This is a genomic window from Clostridium hydrogeniformans DSM 21757 (assembly GCF_000686705.1).
Lineage (GTDB): Bacteria > Bacillota > Clostridia > Clostridiales > Clostridiaceae > Clostridium_Z > Clostridium_Z hydrogeniformans.
Window position 1 is genome coordinate 1 of record NZ_JMLJ01000006.1, and the last position, 20,446, is coordinate 20,446.

19 protein-coding genes are annotated in these 20,446 nt (G+C 26.4%); 1 reads left to right on the forward strand and 18 read right to left on the reverse strand.

Translation table 11 applies throughout. From position 1 onward, the window contains the following. From rfbA to BR69_RS0102765, 18 genes are all read right to left on the reverse strand, one after another. The coding region (gene rfbA, locus BR69_RS0102680; protein ID WP_027631807.1) for a glucose-1-phosphate thymidylyltransferase RfbA at nt 1-678 on the reverse strand (678 nt) is incomplete at its 3' end. A gap of 11 nt (nt 679-689) precedes the next feature. Further along, nucleotides 690-1,847: a beta 1-4 rhamnosyltransferase Cps2T gene (gene cps2T / locus BR69_RS0102685; RefSeq protein WP_027631808.1), complete on the reverse strand. Its 1,158-nt coding sequence runs from the start codon at nt 1,845-1,847 to the stop codon at nt 690-692. 25 nt (nt 1,848-1,872) lie between these two features. Further along, entirely contained in the window at nt 1,873-3,231 is a 1,359-nt protein-coding gene (locus BR69_RS0102690) for a glycosyltransferase (RefSeq protein ID WP_027631809.1), read from the reverse strand. Continuing rightward, nucleotides 3,228-3,935 (reverse strand): acyltransferase, encoded by a 708-nt coding sequence (locus BR69_RS0102695; protein WP_027631810.1) that lies wholly within the window; start codon nt 3,933-3,935, stop codon nt 3,228-3,230. The genes BR69_RS0102690 and BR69_RS0102695 overlap by 4 nt, the downstream gene beginning before the upstream one ends. Before the next feature lie 205 nt (nt 3,936-4,140). Then, nucleotides 4,141-5,412, reverse strand: coding sequence for a glycosyltransferase (locus BR69_RS0102700; protein WP_027631811.1), 1,272 nt, complete (start codon nt 5,410-5,412; stop codon nt 4,141-4,143). A 147-nt stretch (nt 5,413-5,559) separates the two neighbouring features. Continuing rightward, complete coding sequence (locus tag BR69_RS0102705) at nt 5,560-7,245, reverse strand: asparagine synthetase B family protein (protein ID WP_027631812.1); 1,686 nt, start codon at nt 7,243-7,245, stop codon at nt 5,560-5,562. 35 nt (nt 7,246-7,280) lie between these two features. Next, nucleotides 7,281-8,465 (reverse strand): glycosyltransferase, encoded by a 1,185-nt coding sequence (locus tag BR69_RS0102710; RefSeq protein ID WP_027631813.1) that lies wholly within the window; start codon nt 8,463-8,465, stop codon nt 7,281-7,283. 35 nt (nt 8,466-8,500) lie between these two features. Further along, on the reverse strand, nt 8,501-9,802 hold the full coding sequence (locus tag BR69_RS0102715) for a hypothetical protein (protein ID WP_027631814.1): 1,302 nt from the start codon (nt 9,800-9,802) through the stop codon (nt 8,501-8,503). 41 nt (nt 9,803-9,843) lie between these two features. Further along, nucleotides 9,844-11,283 (reverse strand): MOP flippase family protein, encoded by a 1,440-nt coding sequence (locus BR69_RS0102720; protein WP_027631815.1) that lies wholly within the window; start codon nt 11,281-11,283, stop codon nt 9,844-9,846. 62 nt (nt 11,284-11,345) lie between these two features. Then, entirely contained in the window at nt 11,346-12,650 is a 1,305-nt protein-coding gene (locus BR69_RS0102725; RefSeq protein ID WP_027631816.1) for a nucleotide sugar dehydrogenase, read from the reverse strand. Between the two features lie 17 nt (nt 12,651-12,667). Further along, entirely contained in the window at nt 12,668-13,825 is a 1,158-nt protein-coding gene (wecB, locus tag BR69_RS0102730) for a non-hydrolyzing UDP-N-acetylglucosamine 2-epimerase (RefSeq protein ID WP_027631817.1), read from the reverse strand. A gap of 12 nt (nt 13,826-13,837) precedes the next feature. Next, nucleotides 13,838-14,497 (reverse strand): sugar transferase, encoded by a 660-nt coding sequence (locus tag BR69_RS0102735; protein ID WP_027631818.1) that lies wholly within the window; start codon nt 14,495-14,497, stop codon nt 13,838-13,840. A gap of 119 nt (nt 14,498-14,616) precedes the next feature. Further along, nucleotides 14,617-15,579: an LCP family protein gene (locus BR69_RS0102740; protein WP_027631819.1), complete on the reverse strand. Its 963-nt coding sequence runs from the start codon at nt 15,577-15,579 to the stop codon at nt 14,617-14,619. Between the two features lie 67 nt (nt 15,580-15,646). Then, nucleotides 15,647-16,411 (reverse strand): tyrosine-protein phosphatase, encoded by a 765-nt coding sequence (locus tag BR69_RS0102745; RefSeq protein ID WP_027631820.1) that lies wholly within the window; start codon nt 16,409-16,411, stop codon nt 15,647-15,649. Nucleotides 16,412-16,690: 279 nt separating this feature from the next. Further along, nucleotides 16,691-17,380: a CpsD/CapB family tyrosine-protein kinase gene (locus tag BR69_RS0102750; protein ID WP_027631821.1), complete on the reverse strand. Its 690-nt coding sequence runs from the start codon at nt 17,378-17,380 to the stop codon at nt 16,691-16,693. Nucleotides 17,381-17,392: 12 nt separating this feature from the next. Continuing rightward, nucleotides 17,393-18,082, reverse strand: a complete 690-nt coding sequence (locus BR69_RS0102755; protein ID WP_027631822.1) for a YveK family protein — start codon at nt 18,080-18,082, stop codon at nt 17,393-17,395. 539 nt (nt 18,083-18,621) lie between these two features. After that, nucleotides 18,622-18,960: a hypothetical protein gene (locus BR69_RS0102760; protein WP_027631823.1), complete on the reverse strand. Its 339-nt coding sequence runs from the start codon at nt 18,958-18,960 to the stop codon at nt 18,622-18,624. A 37-nt stretch (nt 18,961-18,997) separates the two neighbouring features. Next, nucleotides 18,998-19,384, reverse strand: coding sequence for a YtxH domain-containing protein (locus BR69_RS0102765; RefSeq protein ID WP_034849254.1), 387 nt, complete (start codon nt 19,382-19,384; stop codon nt 18,998-19,000). Between the two features lie 464 nt (nt 19,385-19,848). On the opposite strand from BR69_RS0102765, the gene BR69_RS0102770 reads away from it, so the two are divergent. Beyond that, nucleotides 19,849-20,274 carry a CBS domain-containing protein gene (locus BR69_RS0102770; protein WP_027631825.1) on the forward strand — a complete coding sequence of 142 codons (426 nt, stop codon included), beginning with the start codon at nt 19,849-19,851 and terminating at the stop codon, nt 20,272-20,274. The last annotated feature ends 172 nt before the right edge of the window (nt 20,275-20,446 follow it).

The window sequence follows — 20,446 nt, forward strand, 5'->3', positions numbered from 1 at the left end:
ATGAGTTCCTGTATCGAACCAAGCCATACCTCGTCCAAATAATTCCACCTTAAGACTTCCACGTCTTAAATACTCATTATTCACAGAAGTTATTTCAAGTTCTCCTCTAGCTGATGGTTTTACATTCTTAGATATTTCTACCACATTATTATCATAGAAATAAAGTCCTGGTACTGCATAGTTTGACTTAGGCTCTTCTGGTTTTTCCTCTATGGAAACCACATTAAAGTTTTCATCAAATTCTACCACTCCAAAGGACTTTGGATTACTTACATGATATCCAAATATTGTGGATTCTTTTCTGTTTACTGCTCTTTCAAGTCTTTCTGAGAATCCATAACCATAGAATATATTATCTCCAAGAACTAAGGCTACCCTATCATTTCCTATGAATTCTTCTCCTATTATAAATGCTTCTGCAAGGCCCTTTGGTTCCTCTTGAACTGCATAGGAAATACTAAGTCCAAGCTCACTACCATCTCCTAAAAGTTCCTTAAAACATGGTAAATCTCTTGGTGTTGATATTAAAAGTATTTCCTTTATTCCTGCTAGCATTAATACTGATAAAGGATAATAAATCATTGGCTTATCATATATAGGTAATATTTGTTTTGATACTGACTTTGTTATTGGGTAAAGTCTTGTGCCTGATCCCCCTGCAAGTATAATTCCCTTCATATTTCCACCCCTTAATTAGATAAAAATAACGTTTCATACTCATTAACTATTTTTTCCCATGAGTAATTGTTAATTATTCTATTCTTAGCTTTAAATCCTAGCTCTTCTATATAACTTTCTGAAAGATTATCTGAATTATCTATTAAATCTGCTAAATTTTTTTCTTTCTTTGAAAAATATAGAGCTCCATCCTCTCCAACTTCTATATTAAACCCTACCCCTAATAAAAAATTTAATTTAGTACTAGTTAATGCCTCCAATAGAGATGGATTAGTACCTCCGACTTCATGCCCATGAAAATATCCATAAGCATTTTCCCTTATCTTTTTTAGTAGTTCCTGATTATATACTGTTCCAACAAATTTTATTCTTCTATCTTTATTAAAGTTTGTATTTTTTAATAAACTTTCATAAAACTTGTTTTTTTCTACATTTGATATTATAACCAAATCCTTTTGAGTATCAGATTTCATAAACTCCCTAATCATTAATTCATAATTATTCTCTGGAACAAATCTTCCAACTACTAAATAGTATTGAAATGCATTTATTTTATTATCTTGATACCAAGATAATATCTTTGTATCATTATCTTTCAAATTAGAAGTGTTAACTTCAGCTCCATATGCTATAAATATAGTCTTAGGATTATATTTTTTATAATCTTCTAATATATATTTTTCTATATTTTTTGAATCACATATTAATAAATCTGAATATTTAACCATAAGTTTCTCAGAATATTTCCAATACCATCTTATTACTTTATTCCATTTAGCTCTTTTCCATTCATGTCCATCTGGATTTACAAATACTTTAGCCCCTAATTTCACTAACTGTTTTTTATAGTATCCTAGAAATGGTCCAATTCTACAAGCTAATATATATATTATCGGATCTCTTATATCATTATTCTTTATATATTCAATACATTTTTTTAATGCTAAAATATCATAATAGACTGCTTTAGCTGGACCAATATTAGGTACCTTTACATTAAAACATCTAGACTTATTATATTGAAATTCATTATTATCTTTTGCTAAACAGGAAACATGATATTTTATATTACTACTACATCTATTCTCTGTCAGCTTCTCGACAAAAGTTTCAAACCCACCATAATTAGCTGGTATACCTTTTGATCCTATTATAAAAATATCTTTCATTTATTTCCCTCTCTTCTAACAGTACTTATTTATAATAAGTTTCGACTAACTTATTAACATGCTCTCCAATACTAAAATCAATATCTTTTTTACATATATTCTTATTATGTTGAGAAATTAATTCTTTATTTTTAATATATTTATATATTGATTCTTTAAGATGTTCTTTATTTGGATAAACTATTAGACCACCATCATTATCTTTAATTATATCTTTTGCACCTACACAATCAGTTACTATTACTGGAACCCCAAAACTCTGTGCTTCTTTAACTATAAATCCAAATGTTTCATACCATATACTTGGAACTATAAGAGCATCATTTTCATACATTATATTTTCTAGTTTTTCATAATTATATCTGCCATGAAAATTAATATGATCTTTTAATTTGTCACTTACATCAATCTCAAATGTATTTCCATATATATTCAAAGTCCAATTATTATATCCTTCTTCAAGAATCATTTGTAGAGCTTCAAATAACAAAAATATCCCCTTATGTTTCTCTATATTTCCTAAATAAAAAAATTTTATTTTTGAGCTATATTCTTTTATTTTCCTTTTATCTATAATATTTTTATGAGTTATTTCTAAAACATGTCCTTGTCTTATGCCATACTGCTCATATACCTTTTTTGAAATATTACTGTTAAAATGTATTAAATCAATACTTTTTAGCATTTCTAAATAATATTTTCTTAATTTAATATAATCCTTAGCTAAATTATTATCATACCAATATTTGCCTGAAACTTGATTTTCTCGATATTTAATCTTTTTTCCTCTTTTATATTTTTTTAAAGTTTTAAGAATACTATTATTCTTATTTTTTCTATAAATTTTCGATTGCATAAAATATATTAAGAATTTTGAATATCCACTTTTATTACACTCTATGCATTTTTCTCCTTCCCTAAAATCTGAACATATAATTCCATCATTATCTATTAAATTTACTTTCGGACATATGCCAAAATAATCATGAGTAGTAAATATAGTTTTTATTCTTAATTCCTTTGCTATCTTTATAAACTCTTTTGGTAATCCCATAAGTGTATGAATATGTACGATTTGAGGATTTATATCTATCAAAAATTTTCTTATTATATCTTCATTTTTACCCTTAATAAAATCAGCCGGATTCTTTACTCCTCCAAGTAAAGGTACTAATTGTGGATTTATTAACTCATATACAGATATATCTCTATATTTTGTATTCAATTGTATTTCTAATTTATTATTAAGTTTAAAACTACCTGGATAACACATTGATACATTATGTCCCTGAGTTATTTGTTCTTCCATTAAGTCCAAAGAATATTTTGTTAATCCCCCAGTTCTATAAGGAGGTAATCCTAATGAATAGTGAAGTACCCTCACTTAACTTCCTCCATTCTACTTCTAATTATTTTTACTGGATTTCCAACTGCTATGCTATAATCTGGTATATTTTTATTAACTAGAGTATTAGCTCCAATAACACATCCCTTACCAACTTTTACTCCATCTAAAAATACAACGCCTGAACCTATCCAACAATCATCACTTATATATATGCCCTTATTAATAACACCTTGATTTCTTATTGGTATACTTATATCTTTAAATTTATGATTCTCAGAATGGAATCTAACATTTTGTCCCATTATAACATCATTCCCAATAGTAATTCCTCCTGCTGCCCCAAAAAAACACCATTCTCCACAACCAAAATTATTTCCTATTTTTATGCCATATCCTAAAAACTTTAATGAACCAGTACAAATTATTCGTGAATAATTTCCAATAGAACAATTATTACCAATAACCAGTCCATTTCTTGATAAAGCATCTATATAACAATAACTTTTTATCGTTACTCCATTGCCTATATTAATATTGTTCTTATATTTTATAATGACACCCTTCTCGACAAAGAAATTTTTACCACATTTTTTTATAAATATCTTACTTTTATATCCTCTTAATAAACTTATAACTTTATTAATTATAAGTGATAAAAGATATCCTATCTTTATATTTCTATCTAATTCATATTTTTCTTTCTTTATTTTGCTTATAATAAAACTTATTATATTAATCATATACACCTCTAAATATTGATAGCTTGATTTATATTAGAAACACTCTATTTTTTTTTACATTTAGATTTAATTTATTTTTAATAATTTATAATACTTATCATTTATATATTTTAATTTAAGATTAACTTATATCCAATAATAAAACACTATAGCTTTTTTATTATATTAATACCATTTTATAACTAATTATATTTTACTTTTTTATCTAAGATTTTAATTTTATCTCTAAATCTTTAACAACATTTTCCCATTCATATTGCTCTATACGTCTTTTCCACTTCTTATTTTCCTTAAATAATTCTTTTATTCCTAATATTAGCTCTTTTTCATCATTTAAAATAACAGGTCCTTTATCTATATTTTTCATAAAATCTCTTAACTCATCTTTTTCATCACCTAATATTGTTAATATAGGTGCTTCACTTCCAATATACTCAAAAACTTTTCCTGGAACTTGAGTACTATTTTTATTTCCATATAAAAGTAAAGTATCAGCATTTTCTATATATTTAATTACTTCTTTAAACGGTATAGGGTCATGTATTTCTATACATTCAAATTTATTTAACATGCATTTATCATTATAATCTGTAAAAAAACCTATGAAGATTATATTAATCTTACTATATATTTCTTCATATTTAATTTTAAGAATATTTAATGCATTAACTAATGGTGTAATATCTCTTAAATCAGAATACATTACACCTGTATGTATTATATTAAATTTATCTGGTTTTATATAATTAAGCCTATTTCTTATCCCTTTATTTTTCACATATTCATCCAAATTATATCCTCTATAAACTATGTCTAATTTTTCTTTATCAATATTAAATTTTCTTTCATATAAAGCCAATGTCTTATTAGTTGTAAATAAAAGTCTATCAACTTTTTCAACAACTTTTTTTTCTAACATTTCTTCTATTGTAGCCTTAATTATTCCTCTGTTTTTTCTTAATGAATCTTCATTCCATGGGTCACTCCAATATCCAACCCACTTAACATTAGGATATTTATTCTTTAATTTTAATGCTACTAAATGTGATGATGGTCTTTCATGTATTGACAGAATAATATCATAACTATTTTTACTCATTAACTCTTGAGATTTTTTAAATGCATTATTTATCCAAAACATATACTCATCAGGTATAACAAAATTATGTTTTATAAATTTTGAAATCCTAATTTTTATCTTTGAACTTATAGTTCTGTTAGACTTACCTGTTTCAATCGGTTTTTTTTGGTAAAAATATTTGTAGAATTTCATATTTCTTACTCTATATAAATTTACTCCATCAATAAATACATCTTCTAAGGATTGATCATAAGCAATACAATCTTTAGGATATTCTACTGTTATTACATCTATTTTATTTCCTAACCTACATAGGTAATTGATATAATTCATAACTCTTATATTTCCCGAACCTGTGAAAGGTGGTAACTGATTACTAATGACTAAAATTCTCATTTTCTCTCCTTTTATCTATTTGTAATATATAAACTAAATTTACTTTAAATATTATAAATATTTTTACATAAGAAATATATTTACAGTGAATATGTTTTAGTATATTTATAAATTCTTATTTATCGATTAAATATTTGTATTTTATGTTTAAAAAACTTTTAAAAAAGCTAACAATGTTAATACCTGAGTTTTTTCACGTGCATCTGCAGTATTATACATTTTTATTGCGTCTTCTTTAAGTTCTTTATTGTTATTTAATTTTTCTATATTATCTTTAAAATACTTGTCCATAAATCTACTCATATTTATATTAGTTTTATACCAATATTCAAATGGATTCATATTATAGAACTCTGATTGACCATTAATTATACTAATAATACTTCGTTTTATTTTTGATTTAATCTTTAACAATTTCTTATTAGTATATATTTTCCCATCTATTTTTTCCCACTTATACTTAGAAGCATTAGGATATTTTTTCATTATCCACTTAATATATAAATTATGATTAATTCTCATTTCAGGATTTATTGATAAACAAAATTCCATTAAATCTATATCTAAAAAAGGTGAACTAACTTCTGTGAATTCTTGAGTTAAAGAATGAGAATTTAGGCATCCTGTAAAACCTCTAGTATAAAATTGATATATCTCCTCACTCTCGTATTTATTTAAATGCTTTTTATCCAGTTTATCAATTAATATATTAGAATATGTTCCTAATATATTAATTGGTTTTAAGTGCTTAGCCTTAGTACAAAATGTTCCTATAACAACATCACCTAATTGCCCAGTATGATTTAAACCATACCTTGAAAAATTTATTGTTTCAAAAAAATTCTTACCTCCAGTTAAAGCTGAATAACAACTCATTGCACCATTTTTTCTTACTACATCATCAATATCATAAATAAAAGAAACATCGTCTAATGACTTAAATAAGAACTCATTTCCTAAATCAGTTGATATCTGTTTTGCTATTAATTCATCCAAGTAATTATTTTTACAATAAGTAATATTTAATATATTATCATATCCTAAATCTCTTGCTACACAATTAATCATTCTTGAATCTAATCCACCACTTAGATTACATAAATGCTTGTATCCGTACTCAAGGTCTTTTTCAAACTCCATTTTAACTGCATTTCTAAATAAAATATCTATCCTGTCTATAGCTTCATCTTCTGTAATATCTTTAATTAATTCATTTGTGAATTTATGATAACGATAAATCTCTAGTTTTTCGTTAAATTTAATGTATGTACCTGCCTCAAGTTTACTAATTTCTTTAATTAAAGTATTACTTCCTGTCATAAAACCATAGGTTAACAATTCATAAGCAGCATTTTCATTCAATGTAATTTTCACATTATTATCCTTTAAAAATCTATTTATATTATCAATATTAGAAGAGACTACAATGAAATCTTCATGCTCATAAAAAAACACCTGTTTATCACCTATATGATTAGTAAAAACTATAGTTCTTCCATCTCTTTTATCGTATATAAGTCCGCAAAAGCTTCCCCTAAACCTGTTAAAAAATTTTTCTCCATCTTTAAAGTACATTCCCTCTATTAACGTTTCTAAATTATCAAATTTGTATTCTAAGAATAGACTTTTTAAATTTAAAATTACTCCCTCAATAAAAATAACTAAATTATTACTTTCAAATAACCCTTTATCTTTTTCAAATTTTTTAATTGTATTGCTCTTTATTACTAAGTAATTATTAATTAATTCTTTATAATTACATTTATTTTCTTTCTCTAGTCTTAAAATATGATTTATTTTCTTCTTTGAAATTAATGAAATAAAGCTATTCATTTTACAATCACCTTTATCCTATAAAATTAATCTTTTTAAATATTATATAAAACTTCATTATAAATATTTATATTTTTTCTTGTTATAGAGTCTTGAGAGTAGTTATTAATAATAAATTTTCTTATTTCATTTTGATTATATTTATCATAATTTTTATATACATACATCATACTTCTAGATAAAGCCTCTTTATCATCAACATTAATAATTTCTCCTAACCCATCATATTGAATAATATCTTCTGGTCCCCCACATCTTGTTGCTATAACTGGTATTCCTGTAGATAAGGCTTCAATTAAAACCACTCCAAAAGTTTCATATCTACTTGGTAAAACGAAAACGTTAGCTTTATGAATAGCATCTCTAACTTCTTCTCTATTTAGCGCTCCTAAAAACTCAACTTTATTTTCAATCCCTAATTTCTTGACTAAATTACTAAGATTATCTTTCTCTTCACCATCTCCACCAATTCTTAACATTACATTTTCTGAATTTTTAAATGCTATATAAAAAGATTCAACTAAAAAACTAATATTTTTTTTCTCTGTTAAAAAAGCGGTAGTTTGAAATATAAATTTTTCTTTATCCTTCTCATTATATTTATAAAAAAAATCAGTATCTATTAAATTAGGGATTACATTAATACTTTCTCTATCTAGTCCTAATTGATCCTCTAATAATTTAGCAAATGGAGTACTTACAGCTATATTTGATGATGACATTTCAAATGCTTTTTTAGCTAATTTCATATCATTTCCCTTAACTATTCCTCTTGCATAACCCGTAAAATGCTCAGTTAAAACATATGGTATATTATATTTTTTAGAAATAATGCTTGCAGCATATCCGGCATATATAGCAGAATGAGCATGTATTATATCTGGAATTCCATAAATACTTATATATTCTTCAAATAAAGCTACAGTTCTGTTAACCCAATATCTTGTAGATAATCTCTTCATTTTAGGAAATGGATTCCAGGCATTAAATCTTACAGTGTTTATTCCCCTATCATTAAAATGCTCATAATTAAAATGTGTATTTTTAAATTCTAACATAGAAAAACTTTTTAAACTTCTGCACTCACAAAAAATTAACCCAACTTCCATATTATTCCTTTTTAAAGCTAATGCTTGATCAGTAAAAAATGTTCCTAAATGTGGATTTTCATGATTCTTATACCATGATGGTATTAATAAAATATGTTTAACTGTGCTCATCTCTCTCTCCTCTGTTATTTAATAATTTCTTGTCATCATACTATTGATTTTTTATTCTGAGAAAATAAGATAATAGATATCGTAAAAATAATAGATACTATATATACTGGTAAAGAATATATTATTTGTGCATTTATTATTGATGTCAAAATAAAAAATACTATAATACAGCATACAGTTGATGTTCTATGACTTATTTTAAGATCATTTAGTGTTAAAACCTTTATATTAATATATATAAAAATTATATATATTAATATTGATGAAAATATTCCCATTTTTATTGATATCGTTAAAATTCCATTATCAATAAATGTACCAGATTTTGATTTTGAATAATCAATATTATATAAGATTAAATCTTTTCCTATTCCGTAACCTAAATAGTTTGATTGTTTCAAAAGTTGTTTATTAAAATTATCTGTAACCTTTCTTACATTTAAATCATCATAAAGTAATTCATAATACATTTTATTTAATCTATTTATAAGCGGATTATTAGATGTCTGTATATTATGTATTATATTATCCTTAAAATATATCCCTAATAAAATAATTAAAATACATATTAAAAAACTATTAATTAAAGTTGTAATTTTTTTTCTTTCAACCTTATTCACTATAAATAAAATTAATAAAGGTATTGGGGTCAGAATTAATATTGTTCTATTTTGAGATAATATTATAGATGTTCCCATTAAGATTACACTAAAATATTTAATATACTTATTATTAAACTTAACAATGAAGCTTAATAGTATTAAACACATAAGCACAGAAGTATTACTAAATGTTATTCTGTCTCCCCACCATGATAATAATATTTCGTCATATATAATAGGCAATAATCTATCTTTATTAAAAAAAATGAATATTGTTATTATAGAAAAAATTACTCCTGATGAAATAAGATACCGCATTAGTTTTTTTATTTTATCTAATGTTGTTAATTCATTTCTATATATAAAGTAAATAAATAAATTTTTAAAATATATATTTAAATCTTCACTTAAATATATATTTTTATTTATATATCCTATAAATATATATATTACTAAAATGATTGATAAAATAAGTACTATAAAATCAAGTTTATCAACTTTAAATCTAAATCCATATTTTATAAAATCATATGTACACATAAGTAATAAGATAATAAATATTAAATTAAAAACATCTACAGTAAAGCCATTAAAAGTTCCTCTTAAGCCTAATATAGTTTTAACATTTTCATTAAAAGGAACAGAGATTATTAGTATTGGATATATATAATATAACATCTTTTTTTTAATAAAAAAGATTGTAAAAATTATACTAATCCATAAAATTGTGAGCAAAATAATACCCTCCCTGAACTATCTATTTAAGAATTTAATATTTATACTTTATTTTTTATTTCTCTATATAATTCTAAATTAAAATATCTAATTAAAGAAAAATATAAAAGGATTCCACTCAAAGAACAAATAATAATTATTAAACTATTATTGTTTATAATCAATTTAGAACAATACCTTATTATTAAAACTATAAAAAACATACATAAAGAAATTATAAATGGATTTTTTAAATTATAAAAATAGTCTCTTATTCTCATATTACTTAATTTAAATCTTATATAAAAATCTACTGGCCAAGATATAATAAGATTATATATTGTTGTAGAAATAGCTACACCAACTATCCCCCAGTTAATTCCAATCAAATTAAAAACCATTACCAAAACCATTGATATTATATTCCACTTAAATCCTATATCTGGTCGTCCCTTAGTATTTAATAAACATCCTATAGGATTACCTAAACTTATTATTATTCCTAAGAAAGAGAATATTTTTAATAGTACTATAGCTTTACTCCAACCAACTCCATAAAATTGATTTATAAATTCCTCAGATAGTATAAATACTAATGCAAATATAGGCATTAGTATGTATGCTATAATTTGTTGTAATTTATAATAATTTTTATTTATTTTTTCATCGTTATCTTTGAATTTTACAAATATAGGAAAAGCAGTGTCGATAAGAATAGGGTTCACTTTTTGTATAGGCATCATTATTAGTTGATATGCCAATGTATATATTCCTAATGTTTCTGCTCCAACAAACTTTCCAATTATTAGATAGTCTATATTAGATTTTAAATAGTTGGTTATTCTATCACCTAATTGAAATAAACCGAAACTTATAAAATCCTGTATTTCCTTCAAATTAAAATAGAAATTTATTTTATATGTTTTTCTATTAAATAAAAAGTATAAAGTAGAACTTATTAAACTTTGTACTATCTTTCCATATATTAAAGATAAAACTCCTAATCCAATAATCGAAAAAATTATAATAAATACTATTTGTAATATATTAGACAATATATCTATTAAAGCAATCTGTCTAAATTTCAAATCTTTTTTACTTAATGATATAAATATTTGACCTAATGGCAAAATAATAAAATTAATGCTCGATATAATAATTAAATTTTTTAATTGAGGCTCATTATAATATCTACTTGCTATAGGCGCAATTATACAAATAGATATTGATATAATGACTCCCACAATTACATTAATCCAAAATACTGATGATAATTTATTGCTATCATTTTCTTGCTTATATATAATTACATTACTAAAACCTGCATCTGTAAAAACATAAGCCAACCCAATAAACACATTAACCATTCCAAATAATCCATATTCCCTAGGAGATATAAATTTACCTATTATTAATACTGATATAAGTTGAGTTAAAGTAAGCGTAATCATTCTAACCGCATTCCATTTTGTTCCACTTAAGAATTGTTTTTTATAATTCATATATTTATCTTCCCTTTATATTAACTTAATTATAATTATTTAAATATAAAATATATATTACTCTATTGGGTAATCGCTACTTCATTATAACTTAAAGTACTTTTTCTCTTTGAATTACCTAATACTATATGAGCTAAACCGCTATTAATTATATCTTCATTATTCAAAAAATTCCTTGTATCAAATATCAAGTTTCCTCTCATAACTTCGCTTATCTCTTTAAAATTTAACTCCTTAAATTGATTATGATTTACAGCAAGTAATACTAAATCACTCCCAGTACAAGCTTTAAGTATATCCCTCTCTTCATGTCTAAATCCACTAACATATGGATCAACTATGGCTAATTCATAATCTGATTTATCTAACTTGTCTATTATTTCTGTTATAGGGCTTTCTCTCATATCATCTATATTAGGTTTATAAGTTATTCCGAGAACTGTTACTTTTCTTCTCCTTTTTTCATAGCTCAATAATTCCCCTATTCTATTAAAAACATATTGTGGCATTGAATCATTAGTCTCCCTTGAAAGCTTTATTATATTAGCAATATCAGGTACTCTTTCTACTATAAACCATGGATCTACTGCAAGACAATGCCCTCCAACACCCGGACCTGGCTGATGCAAACTAACTCTAGGATGCTTATTACAAAGTTCTATGACTTCCCATGCATTTATTCCTACCTTTTCACATATTTTTGCAAGTTCGTTGGCTAATGCTATGTTAACATCCCTAAAGGTATTTTCCATCATTTTGCACATTTCTGCTGTTGTAGCTGTAGTTAAATACATTTCTCCTTTAACAAAAGAACTATATAAATCTTTTATGGCTTCTGCTGATACCTTATTAACTCCACCAATTATTCTATTATTATTTATAAGCTCTTGAAGTATTTGTCCTGGAAGAACTCTTTCCGGAGAATGTCCTAAGAAATAATCTTTACCTGCTACTAATCCACTTCTATTAAGTATAGGTAACATTACCTCCTCTGTAGTACCAGTTGGAGATGTTGATTCAAGAATTACTATATCTCCCTCTTTTATAAATTTAACTATAGATTCAGTAGCTTTCTTCACATAACTTAAATCTGCCCTTTTATCATCTGTTATAGGAGTAGGAACTGCTATTATAAAAACATCTGATTCAATTGGAGTAATCTGAGCTTTTAGATTTCCTTCCTTTACAACGCTTTCAACTAGTTCACCAAGACCTGGTTCCTCTATAATTATATTTCCTTTATTAAGTTCTTCTACAACCTTTTTATTTACATCAACACCTATAACCTTATGCCCATGAGATGCAAACATAGCTGATGTTGGTAATCCTATATATCCTAATCCTACTACACATATATTTTTTTCCATAACTACCTACCTCTTCCTTATAATGATTTAAATTCTTCTGGCCTATTCTTGTTAATATTAAACTTATATAATATGGTTTCCATAATTCTTTTTGAAGCTTTTCCATCCCCATAAGGGTTTATAGCCATAGTCATCTTATCATATTCTTCTTTACTATTGATAAGTACTTGAGCTTTCTCTACTATATATTCTACATTAGTTCCTACTAATTTAACTGTTTCAGCTTTTACCGCCTCTGGTCTCTCTGTTACATCTCTAAATACAAGAACAGGTTTTCCAAGGTGAGGTGCCTCTTCTTGAAATCCACCTGAGTCTGTCATTATCATATAAACCTTATTCATTAAGTTATGAGTTTCTTTTGTATCTAAGGGATTTAAAAGATGTATTCTATCTAGTCCGTTCAAATATTTTTCAACTACTTCCCTAACTACTGGATTCGGGTGAACTAAATAAACTACCTCTACATCTTTATTATTTTCAATTATTTTTTTTAAACTAATACATATGTTCTCTATACCTTCTCCCCAATTTTCTCTTCTATGAGCGGTTACCATTATAACTTTTTTATTACCATAATCTATACTATTAAGCTCTTCCATTTTAAACTTATAACTCTCTTCTATTGTTGCATTCATAGCATCTATAACTGTATTTCCTGTTATAAATATATCGTCTTCCTTTATTCCCTCTATTAAAAGATTATTTTTAGACGTATTAGTTGGAGCGAAATGTAAATCTGCCATAGCTCCTGTAAGTTTTCTATTAATCTCTTCCGGAAATGGGGAATATTTATCAAAAGTTCTAAGTCCAGCTTCTACATGTCCAATCTTTATTTGTTTATAAAAAGATGCAAGTGATGATGCAAAAGTTGTTGTAGTATCTCCATGTACTAATACTATATCTGGTGTATATATTTTAAACAATTCTTCCAATCCTTCTAAAACTTTATTAGTAACCCCTGTGAGACTTTGTCTACTCTTCATTATATCTAAATCAAAATCTGGAGTTATATTAAAGATCTTTAAAACTTGATCTAACATCTCCCTATGTTGTCCTGTTACACAAACCCTTGACTCTATTTCCTCACACTTACTTAGTTCTTTAATTAAAGGAGCCATCTTTATAGCCTCTGGTCTTGTCCCAAATATAGTCATAACCTTTATTTTTCCATTCATCCATTCATTCCCCTATCTTGCGTTTTTATCTCCAAATAATACCCAAAATGTTTTAAATATAAGTTTTAAGTCTATTAATGTATTTCTTTCTCTTACATATCTTATATCAAGCTTCATCCATTCCTCAAAGTCAATATCATTTCTCCCCATTACTTGCCAATAGCAGGTAAGCCCCGGCTTAACATTAAATTTTTCTTTCATCCACGGTTCAAACCTATTGACTTCTTTTGGAAGATTAGGCCTTGGTCCAACTAAACTCATATCCCCTTTCAGTACATTTATAAGCTGAGGCAATTCATCTATGCTTGTCTTTCTTATAAATTTACCTATCTTAGTAACCCTTGGATCATCCTTCATTTTAAACATTGGTCCTGACATTTCATTCTTATTTAATAATTCATCCTTAAGCTTCTCTGCATTTACCACCATGGACCTGAACTTATACATCTTAAAGTTTTTTTCATTAAGTCCTACTCTTTCCTGAGCAAATACTACAGGACCTTTAGAGTCTATCTTTATTAAAATAGATGTTAAGATAATTATAGGACTAAGTAGTATAACTCCACATATGGATCCTATTAAATCAATTAATCTTTTTATAAATTTATATATAATTCCCTTTTCATAGGACTCTATTATTACTTCTTCCTCCCTTGCTTTTTCAATTTCCATATCTTATTCTCTACCCCCTTAAGCCAGAATTTTAAAATTAATATTTAAATGCTTTATATCTTAAATAAATACATTATTATAAATCAACTTTTTCTATTAAGTATCTAAATTACTCTTATTTACTTTCCTCTGTCTTCATAAATAAACTTTTTAATATATTCCTTATTTCTTCCCTTGTCCCATGTAAAATAAAAGGCTCCATTATCCCAATAATGTCCTTCAAATGTATCCTTTATTGGAATATTTGTGTCCTTTATTGGTTTATTGTAAAGCTCTAATCCTTCCTTAGAAAGATTTATAAGTTTATTAAAATTAAAAGAGGTTTCTATATTTTTAAATACTACATCTGTAAACTTATCTAATTCACTAATATTCATTTTCTTTGTCTTTTTCATTATTTCATTTATAATTTTTCTTTGCCTATTAGTTCTTTTAAAATCATCATCTATTACCCTTACTCTTGCATATCCAGCTGCCTGTATACCATTTAAATGATTAACCCCTTCCTTATCTAATGGCTTTGGCATCTCTTTATTTATAAGTTTTGAAAGGTTCTTTGCTCTTTCATTTAAGGCATAAGATCCATGTATCTCCTCATAGGTTAAGTCTAAATCTATTCCACCAATGGTATCTATTATCTCTACTACAGATTCAAAGTTTAAAAGTATATAATCCCTTATATCTAGTCCCAGATTTTCATTTACAATTTTTATAGTATTTACTGCTCCACCATAATGGTAAGCATAATTTAGTTTTGGGGTATTTCCCTCTCCAGTATCTACATAAAGGTCTCGAGATATGGATGTAAGTTTAAGTTCATCATGCTTTTTGTCTATAGTAGCTACCATTATTGCATCAGTGGCATTTTCGTATTTATCTACTGCTAATATAATAAAATTAAGTATCTCTTCTTTGCTACTGTTATCTATATCATTGCTTACCTTAAGTTCCTCATCACTTAAGGTTATCTCATTAGTCTTTATCTTACTGTACTTACTATATACCTTATACCCTAATAATCCACCTGTAAGTACTAGAATACCAACAATAATAAGTATTCCTCTTTTTATCCCTTTTTTCATATATCCACATCCCAATACGTTTATTGAAAATATTAAACAAGTTAAATCTTAACCTATTCATCTATGTTTATTTACCTCTTAAAAAGCTAAATAACCCTTTTTTCTTTATTACTTCTTCTTTAATTTCTAAGGGTTGTACATCTTCTCCATTAAATATGTTATGTTGGTTTTCTTTTATCCAGCTATAAAGCTCTGGATTTAATTCCTTTATTCTAAGAACCCCTTCTTTAATGTTAGTGTTTCTTCTTTTTACATTATGACCATCGCTTCCTACCATATGTATCATATTTCTCTTAACTAAGGTCTCTGCAAAGGTCTTAACCTCATCTCCATGGAAGCCTACTAAACTGGAAGCATTCATCTGAAGAAGATACCCTTCTTCTATAAACTCTTCTAAAAGCTTTATATCATTTCTAAGTCTTGAATTTCTCTCTGGATGGGCTATTATAGGTGTTACATTAAGAACAGTCATTTCATATAATATATCCTTTGAATACTTTGGAACTTCCCTCATTGGAAACTCTATAAGCATATACTTCCCCTTATTTATTCCCCATATCTTTTCTTTTTTGTAGAGGCTTGGGAGACTCGGCTCCATATATACCTCAAGGCCTTCTGCTATCTCTATTCCATCTACCTTTTCTCTAAGACTCTTAAGCTTCTCTATGTAAACCTCTCTTTCTGGCTCATAGCTTCCTACCATATAATGGCTAGTTGCACAAATATATTTGCTCCCTTCCTGTTTTGCATTCTCTATCATTTCTAAAGATTCTTCTATACTTTTTGATCCATCATCTATGTCATATATTATATGGCTATGAAAATCTATCACATCGAATCCTCCTGTTCTCATCCTATAATCATTATTTATTTATAAGTTTTTATCTATATTAAATACTATATACTCTATAATTAATTGCTCTATATAATACTTTATAATATTTAAGCTTCAATATTGTAATTAAAAAAACTATTGAGAATTATTATATTTTAAAGAAAATTTATGTATTACACTGTTGTTTTTTCTATATTTTGGTATAAAATGATTTAATATTAGTGTTTAAATATCTTTAAACACTAATATTTTTAAATTATTAACCTTCTATTCTAATTACTCCGAGTCATCTGAATAATAATCACCATAGGATCCATATCCATAATATGACCCTTCCTTTTCTGGTATCTTATTCATAACCACACCAAGTAGTTTTCCATTAACCTTTACTATATTATCCTTTGCCCTTTCTAGAGCTTGCTTTTCAGTAACTCCGTAAGCAGCAAGAAGTATCATTCCATCTGTAACCTTTGATATAACCTGAGCATCTGTCACCACAAGTACTGGTGGTGCATCTAACAGTATTACATCGAAGTATTTTTTGAACTCTTCTATAAGATTTTTCATGTTTTTTGACCCTAATATTTCCGATGGATTTGGTGGTACTGGTCCACTGGTTATAACTCCAAGATTGTTTATATTCACCCTTTGTATAACATCCTCCACCTTACTATCTTTTATTAAAAGGCTTGTCAGACCTTTAAGATTTGATATTCCAAATTTTTTATGTATTATAGGTTTTCTAAGATCACAATCTATTAAAAGAACTTTTTTTCCACTTTGAGCCATGGTTATAGCTAAGTTACTTATAACAGTACTCTTTCCCTCTCCTGGTCCGCAAGAGGTTATAGCTATTACATTTGATTCATTATCCAAGGTGGAAAATTGAATATTTGTTCTTAAGGTTCTATAGCTTTCTGCTGCCTGGGACTTTGGATTACTATATGCTATTAAATCTCTAATCAATTATCCTCACCTCTATCTTTTTCTTTTCTTTTTTTCAGTTTCATTAACTACCATAGGTATAGCTCCTATCACTGGTATATCTAACATTTTCTCTATTTCATCTGAACTCTTTACAGTATTATCTAAGTACTCTATTAAAAACACTATTCCTACAGATATAAATATTCCAAGTACAAAGGCTATTCCCATATTTAAAAAAGGCTTTGGGCTAGCTGGACTAGTTGGTAGTACTGCCTCATCTACTAATTGTACATTATCAGCTTTTTTAACCTCATTACTTACCTTCTTTAAAGATTTAGCTAACTGATTTGCTATATCACGTGCTTCTGCTGGCTTTTTTGACTTTACAGATATAGTTATAAATTCAGTGTCTCCCTTTGGGGCTACTGATACCATAGACAATAACTTATCTGGAGTCATTGAAAGTCCAAGTTCATTTATAACATCCTCTGATACTAATCTAGTTTTAGTAAATTCACTATATGTTTTAACTAATTTTTGATACATTATTACATCATTGTAGTTTTGTTTATTTGCATTCGCTTCCTGGGAATTACCAACTATAACGGATATATCCGCCTTATATGTAGGTTTAATAATTAAAAAACTAGCTAAAGCTGCTATAAAAATGCTAACTAATGTTACTGATAATATCAAAAGCCATCTTTTCTTAACTATGTGTAAATATTCTTTTAACTCCATTGTTCCTCCTAAAATATTCCTATTATTATACAATTATAATCTTTCAAAACTTGTTATATGGTAACATGAATTCACCTTTTTGTCCATTATTCTACCTTTTTTTAAAGACATTTTGTAAATTTTTAATGAATGTTTTTTGTTTTTTATTTATAGTACCTAGTTTTTTTCGACATAGTTTTCCAATATTATTATTTGCTTAATTAGCACTATACTAATTTCATTAAATAAATCTTTTTCTTTCTCTTAAATTATAAAACCATACCGAAATATATATTCAACTTTTATGTATATAAGGATATTATTTCATATTTATTTAATAAAGATTAAATTTTCATTTTCCATTATCAATATTTTCCACTTGATATTCCTTATAAAATTAAAATAAATATATTAATAAAATATATATTTAAATCTTTTCACATAATATTCTTATCGTATACTTTTTTTAATTCTATATAACAATTAAATATATAAGCCATTCTCCTTAAACACAAAAAGGATGATTTTAAATATTTAAAATCATCCTAAAAAATATTCTTTTATTTACTAAAAAATATATTCTTTATTATTAAAAGTATATCCTTAGCTGTATTAAAGTACTCTCCTACATTATCTTTGGCTGTCATTACATCAGCTGTGGTCTCTACTGCCACATCACTTATATCCTTTATATTATCAGTAGTATGCTTAACATCCTTTGCAATCTCAGGAAGGGTCTTTAATGTATCATTTATATTTCTTTCATTAGTTTCTATAACCTTATTTATGTTTCCTACAAGCTTTATTAGTTTATATGCTAGAAGAGAAAGCATTACAAGTGTTATAGCCCCTAATAGCCCTAAGAAAAAATATCCTAAATCTGAAAGGCTTATCATCATTATTTTATCACTCCATACTTTTTAAAGAATACTTGTCCTATTTCTCTTCATTATTTATTTCTTCAATAGACTCTTCATTTTCTTCTAAAGCTTCTTCTATTTCTTTCACTTCTTCTATATTCTCTTCAGCTATTTCTAAAGTTCCTTGCTTTTTCTTATTTAAGTAATCAGTTATCTTACTCTTAGCTTCTTTAGTCTTAGATGTTACAGTTTCCTTTGCGCCGCTTGCCTTAACTTTTACATTTTCATTAAGATCCTTTGCAGAATTTACAATAACTTCTCTTGTATCCTTACCTGATTTTGGCGCAAATAATATTCCTGCTACCGCTCCTAAAGCTGCCCCTGCTGCTAATCCTTTAGCTGAATTTATTCTATTTCTTCTTGCTTGTTCTCTTTTTTTCTTTTCCATTAATTTCTTTAACATAGTATTTATCTCTCCCTTTCCATTTGTTATACTCATTAGTATAACATAACTAATAATAATTTTCCATAACTTATTAGTTTCTTTGTTATATTAAGTCTAATTTATTTATTTATTCTGTTAATTGGCGGATTTATATCTTAATTAACATGCTTTAAACTTATACATTCACATATATGAAAGTAAAGTATTAGATACTATCCATGGAGTAAATATTTAAGAATATTTAAGAATTTATATATAGAAGGACACCCTTAGGTATGTTAAAATATATATGTGGTTTCTAATACCACAATTAGTTAATAAATTAAAAAATATTACATGTCAGCTTATAAGTTTTAAGCTTAATTAAGTCTCTACACTTCTTATAACCATATTTAAAATATTTATGGTTATAAATCTAGAGCCTATATTAAAAATTTTACTACTAGCTGATCAAATTCTATATTTTTTGGAAAGGATGAACCATGAATATAGCGTTTTTCTTAACACCTAAAAGTGAAGTAATTCATGAAAACATTGAGTCTACAATGAGACAAGTTATGGAAAGAATGGAGTACCATGGCTATACAGCTATCCCTTTAATTAATAATGCAGGTAAATATGTGGGTACCTTAACAGAGGGGGATTTACTTTGGAAGCTAAAAAATACTCCAGAACTTAATTTTAAAAACACTAATAAGGTTAAGGTGGAGGATATACAAAGGAAGAGAACACATAAAGCTGTCACTATAAACTCAGATATAGAGGGACTCATATCTCTTGCAGTTAATCAAAATTTTGTTCCTGTTGTTGATGATAACGGTACCTTTATCGGTATCATTAAAAGAAGTGACATTATAAATTACTGCTACAATACAATGAAAAGTTCGAAAACTAGAAAAATTATATAGGAATCAAAAGGGTGCTATAAATAGCACCCTTATTTTAATTTCTTCTCTTTTTTCTTATCATTCTTTATTACAGATATTAAAGCTGCTGCCGCTGCTAATGTTAAAGCTATTTTAGATTTCTTTTTCATAGTATTCCCCTTTCCTTACATTAAACCATAGGTCTTAAGTAATT